The organism is Pontibacter rugosus, from assembly GCF_042678745.1.
Lineage (GTDB): Bacteria > Bacteroidota > Bacteroidia > Cytophagales > Hymenobacteraceae > Pontibacter > Pontibacter rugosus.
The window spans coordinates 1-5,173 of the sequence record NZ_JBHTLD010000281.1; the positions used below are offsets into that span (position 1 = coordinate 1).

The 5,173-nt window shown below is 47.5% G+C and carries 3 protein-coding genes; all 3 read left to right on the forward strand.

Translation table 11 applies throughout. The features are described 5' to 3' along the window. Positions 1–144: 144 nt before the first annotated feature. The 3 genes from ACFQ2O_RS19805 (at position 145) to ACFQ2O_RS19815 (ending at position 5,127) form a co-directional block, all read left to right on the forward strand. Positions 145–1,665, forward strand: coding sequence for an MFS transporter (locus ACFQ2O_RS19805; protein ID WP_377532124.1), 1,521 nt, complete (start codon positions 145–147; stop codon positions 1,663–1,665). Positions 1,666–2,042: 377 nt separating this feature from the next. Next, complete coding sequence (locus ACFQ2O_RS19810) at positions 2,043–4,808, forward strand: 2-oxoglutarate dehydrogenase E1 component (protein WP_377532127.1); 2,766 nt, start codon at positions 2,043–2,045, stop codon at positions 4,806–4,808. A gap of 31 nt (positions 4,809–4,839) precedes the next feature. Continuing rightward, positions 4,840–5,127 (forward strand): four helix bundle protein, encoded by a 288-nt coding sequence (locus ACFQ2O_RS19815; protein WP_377532129.1) that lies wholly within the window; start codon positions 4,840–4,842, stop codon positions 5,125–5,127. Positions 5,128–5,173: the final 46 nt, after the last annotated feature.

The window sequence follows — 5,173 nt, forward strand, 5'->3', positions numbered from 1 at the left end:
TAAGTATGATTCTATAGCTATATACGTCTTCGCATATAGATGAAAGTAACATTGTTATCAAAGTAACAGGTGCAGGAAAAGCTGGGTCCATTTCAAGCAACTTATACGGCTGCTATGCAAGTATAGCTACACATGCACCAAAACATGAAAAGTGAGAAGGCTACAGGCAATTGGGTACTGGTGGCAGCAACTACAGCTTCGGCTATGGCCTTTATAGATGGCTCAGCGCTCAATGTGGTGCTGCCTTCCCTGCAGCGCAGTTTACAGGCTACTGCCACAGACTTGATTTGGATACTTAATGCCTATCTGCTCTTTATGGCCTCATTTATACTTCTGGGCGGCACGCTTGGCGATAGGGTAGGGAGGAAGAAGGTGTTCATGTGGGGCATCAGCCTGTTTATGCTTGCCTCGTTTGCCTGTGGCGTAGCACCATCTCCAGTTTGGTTAATTGCATCCCGCGCTGTACAGGGAGTTGGGGCTGCCTTAATGGTGCCTGGTAGCCTTGCTATTATATCGTCCTACTTTAAAAGAGAGGCGCGTGGGCAGGCAATCGGTACTTGGTCAGCTGTTACCACAATGGTAACGATGGCGGGGCCTGCTTTAGGTGGTTTCCTGGCAGACCTAGGTTGGTGGCGTATGGTGTTTTTCCTAAATCTGCCCTTAGGGATACTTGCTTTAGCTGCATTATACTTTAAAGTGCCGGAAAGCAGGGGGGAGCATGGCGGTAAAACTATAGATTGGGCCGGAGCGGGTTTGGCAGTAGTAGGCTTGGCAGGTATCACCTATGGTTTTGTAGAGATACCTAAGTATGGCTGGCAGCATCATAGGGTAATAGCAGCATTTTTTTTAGGATCAGTCAGTATGTTGTTGTTCTTGTGGACGGAAGCCAGGCTAAAGCAGCCTATGGTTCCGCTTAAGGTCTTTCAAAACAGGATGTTTAGCGGAGCCAACCTGCTAACCTTGCTGTTGTATGGAGCATTGAACGTAGGGCTTTTTATACTTGTGCTTAACCTGGTGCAAGTGCAGGGGTATAGCCAGTTGCAGGCGGGACTGGCTACACTGCCTTTTGCGCTGCTACTGATGCTGTTCTCTCGTAAGGCAGGCAGCCTGGCGGACAGGTATGGTGCTCGGTGGTTTTTAGTGGCAGGCCCGGCATTGGTAGGTGTAGGCTTCCTGCTGTTGGGGCAAGTCCAGAGAACCGCTGGGTTTACAAGTTACTGGTATACATACTTGCCGGGGGTGCTGGTGTTTGGCGCAGGTATGGCCTTAACTGTAGCACCGCTTACTACTACGGTTATGAGCGCTATAGAAGAGAATATGGCAGGCACTGCTTCCGGTATAAATAATGCTGTTAGCCGCATGGCGGGTGTGCTAAGTATAGCTATTTTGGGTAGTATGGCTGTAGCAGCTTTTTCACAGGAGCTGCACAGTGGTGCCGCAACCCTCCTGCTGGATGCAAGCACAGAGCAGGCTGTGCTGGCACAAGCAAACCAATTAGGAGGAGCCACGGTGCCAGAGCAGGTGCCAGATGCGCAGCGGGAGCCCATACAGCAGTTGCTTGATGCCTCTTTTCTGAAAGCTTATACATTGGTGATGCACCTTTGTGTCGCACTTGCACTTCTTGCATCGGTGGTTGCTGCTTTTTTTATTTCTTCTAAAAGATAACTTTCATGCGGTTGCTTTCTTTGTATTGTACATGAAGTATAGCGGCCTGCTTATTCTGGAAATCAGGAAGTATAAATGTGCTTTTAAACTTTTATGCATTTAGCATCAGACTGTTAAGTTTGTGTTTAAAAAAGTATAAGGTCAGGTTTATACTTGTTGTGTTACCCATATACTGGTTAAGTATAACTCTTAACCTTCAGATAATAAGAGCATTGAGGTGAAATCGAAAATTTTCACAACCGAAGCTTTGTAAAAGGGGTATCTAGTAAGACATTAGTGTTGATAATGAGTTATATTTGCTAATGCGAATGTGTGAAATTTGATTTTTCAATAATCCTTTTAACTTTGCCTTTCACACATGCAGTAGTTGTAATCTTATGGATAAATATACATACATCGCCAATGCGCATGGCGATTATATAGATGGTCTGTACAAAGACTATCAGCAAGACCCGGAGTCGGTAGACGCTGGCTGGCGAAAATTCTTTGAAGGTTTTGAGTTTGCTTCCGCCTATAGCGAGAATGGACACAGTACAGAAGCAGGAGCTCCTGTCGCTGCAGCTCCTGCAAAAGGCGCTGCCGTAGGGCAGGGCGAGTCTGAGAAAGAGGTTGCCGTGCGTAACCTGATTCACGCTTACCGTACACGCGGTCACCTACGTGCCAACACCAACCCCGTACGTGCCCGTAAAGACCGCAAAGCACGCCTTGACCTGGCTGACTTTGGCCTATCAGAGGCTGATTTGGATACGGTATTCAATGTAGGTGATGTAATCGGTATAGGCCCGGCCACGCTGCGCGATATCGAAGCTGCCCTAAAGAAAATTTACTCGGGAGCCATCGGTTTTGAGTACATGTATATCCGTGATGCGGAAGTGCTGGAGTGGTTTAAGGAGAAAGTAGAGAAAGACTCGCTTAACTTTAACCCGTCACTAGACTTCAAAAAACGCATTCTTTCCAAGCTGAACGAAGCGGTAGTATTTGAGAACTTCCTGCACACAAAATTCTTAGGACAGAAGCGCTTCTCGCTGGAAGGTGGCGAAACCACTATACCTGCGCTGGATGCTATCATCGACAAAGGCTCTGAGCTAGGTGTTGAAGAGGTAGTGATAGGTATGGCACACCGTGGCCGCCTGAACGTGCTGGCTAACATCATGGGCAAAACCTATGAGCAGATCTTCACAGAGTTTGAAGGTACAGCTGTTCCGGATTTAACAATGGGTGACGGTGACGTGAAGTACCACATGGGCTTCTCGTCTGAAGTGGTAACCCCATCAGGCAACAAAGTAAACCTAAAGCTTGCTCCGAACCCATCGCACTTAGAGGCGGTAAACCCGGTAGTAGAAGGCTTCATACGTGCCAAGATCGACACGTTATATAACAAGGACGCTGATAAGATCCTTCCGATCCTGATTCATGGTGATGCTGCCGTAGCAGGCCAGGGCATTGTGTACGAAGTGACACAGATGGCTAACCTGGAAGGCTACAACACAGGTGGTACGATTCACTTTGTGATCAACAACCAGGTTGGCTTCACAACTGACTTCGAAGATGCCCGCTCTTCTATCTATAGCACAGACGTTGCCAAGGTAATTGATGCGCCAGTGCTGCACGTAAACGGTGACGATCCAGAGGCAGTGGTATTTGCGATGCGTTTTGCCATGGAGTACCGCCAGAAGGTGAACAACGATATCTTTATTGATATGGTGTGCTACCGCCGCCATGGCCACAACGAGTCTGATGAGCCGAAATTTACGCAGCCACAGCTTTACAACCTTATTTCGAAGCATGCTAACCCACGCGAAGTATACAACAAGCAGTTGATTACCCGTGGCGATATTGATGCGAACCTGGCGAAAAGTATGGACAAGGAGTTCCGCAAAATGCTGCAGGACCGCCTGGACATGGTAAAGCAAAAGCCTCTGCCATACAACTACCAGCAAATGGAGAAGGAGTGGCAGGAACTGCGTCGCTCTAAGCCAGAAGACTTTAACCAATCTCCGGAAACAGGTGTTTCTGCTGATGTGATCGAAGCAGTTGGCCAGGCATTAACTACCCTGCCACAAGGCTTTAAACCACTGAAGCAGATCGAGAAGCTGATCAAAGAGCGTAAAGAGATGTTCTTTGAGACAAAGCAACTGAACTGGGCAGCCGGTGAATTGCTTGCCTACGGTTCTATCCTGTTAGATGGCAGAATCGTTCGTTTCTCAGGTCAGGACGTACAGCGCGGTACTTTCTCGCATCGCCATGCCGTACTGCACGATGCCGTTACAAGTGCTCCCTACAACAACCTGAACCACATGCGCGAAGGCCAGGGCTCATTTGAGATCTACAACTCTCTGCTTTCTGAGTATGGTGTGCTAGGCTTCGAGTTTGGCTATGCCATGGCTAACCCCAATGCGCTGGTTATCTGGGAAGCACAGTTCGGTGACTTTGCCAACGGTGCGCAGGTAATGATTGATCAGTTCATTACCGCTACAGAGTCTAAGTGGCAGCGTATGAATGGTATAGTGATGTTGTTGCCGCACGGCTACGAAGGTCAGGGTCCAGAGCACTCGAATGCGCGTCCTGAACGTTTCCTGCAGTTAGCTGCTGAGAACAACATCTTTGTAACGATGCTCACAACGCCAGCTAACCTGTTCCACTTTATGCGTCGGCAGTTGGCATTGCCTTTCCGCAAGCCTGCTATAAACATGTCGCCTAAATCACTGTTGCGTAATCCTAATGTGGTTTCTCCGGTAGAGGACTTTACTTCAGGAGGCTTCAAAGAAGTGATTGGTGATGACTATGCACCAGCTAAGTCGGTAAAGAAAGTATTGCTGTGCTCAGGCAAAGTATACTTCGATCTACTGGAAGAGCAGCAGAACAACAAGCGCAAGGATGTCGCCATTATCCGTATGGAGCAGTTGGCGCCATTCCCGAAAGTGCAGTTGGAAGCTGAGCTGAGCAAGTATAAAAACGCTAAAATTTACTGGGTACAGGAAGAGCCTGAGAACATGGGTGGCTGGACGTACATCCTACGCCTGATGCGCAGCCAGGTAGAAGACGTAGTGGCTCGTAAAGCCAGTGCATCACCTGCTACAGGTTACAACAAGGTGCACGTAAAAGAGCAGCAAGACCTGGTGCAAAGAGCGTTTGCCATTTAGAATTAAGAATTAGGAATTAAAAATTAAAAATGTGAAAGAGGAGAATGTATTACTTACCAAAAGTTATGCTTTCGCCATTCGCATTGTTAATTTGTACAGGTTCCTTTATCAAGAGAAAAAAGACACAGTTATATTAAAGCAGATTCTTCGCAGCGGCACTTCTATAGGTGCTAATGCGGAGGAGGCTGCAGGTGCTCAAAGTAGGAAAGATTTTATCTCTAAGCTTTCTATTGTTTATAAAGGGGCCAGAGAAACAAATTACTGGCTGAGGCTGCTTAGAGATACACAATCTGTAAGCAACTCAGAGCAGGCAGCTTAGTTGCTTACAGATTGTGAGGAACTGCTAAAGATTTCGGGATCGATTC

What these genes read in the sequence shown, in the direction of transcription:
- ACFQ2O_RS19805 (WP_377532124.1), top strand. Translation starts at nt 145, where the DNA reads ATGAAAAGTGAGAAGGCTACAGGCAATTGGGTACTGGTGGCAGCAACT.
- ACFQ2O_RS19810 (WP_377532127.1), top strand. Translation starts at nt 2,043, where the DNA reads ATGGATAAATATACATACATCGCCAATGCGCATGGCGATTATATAGAT.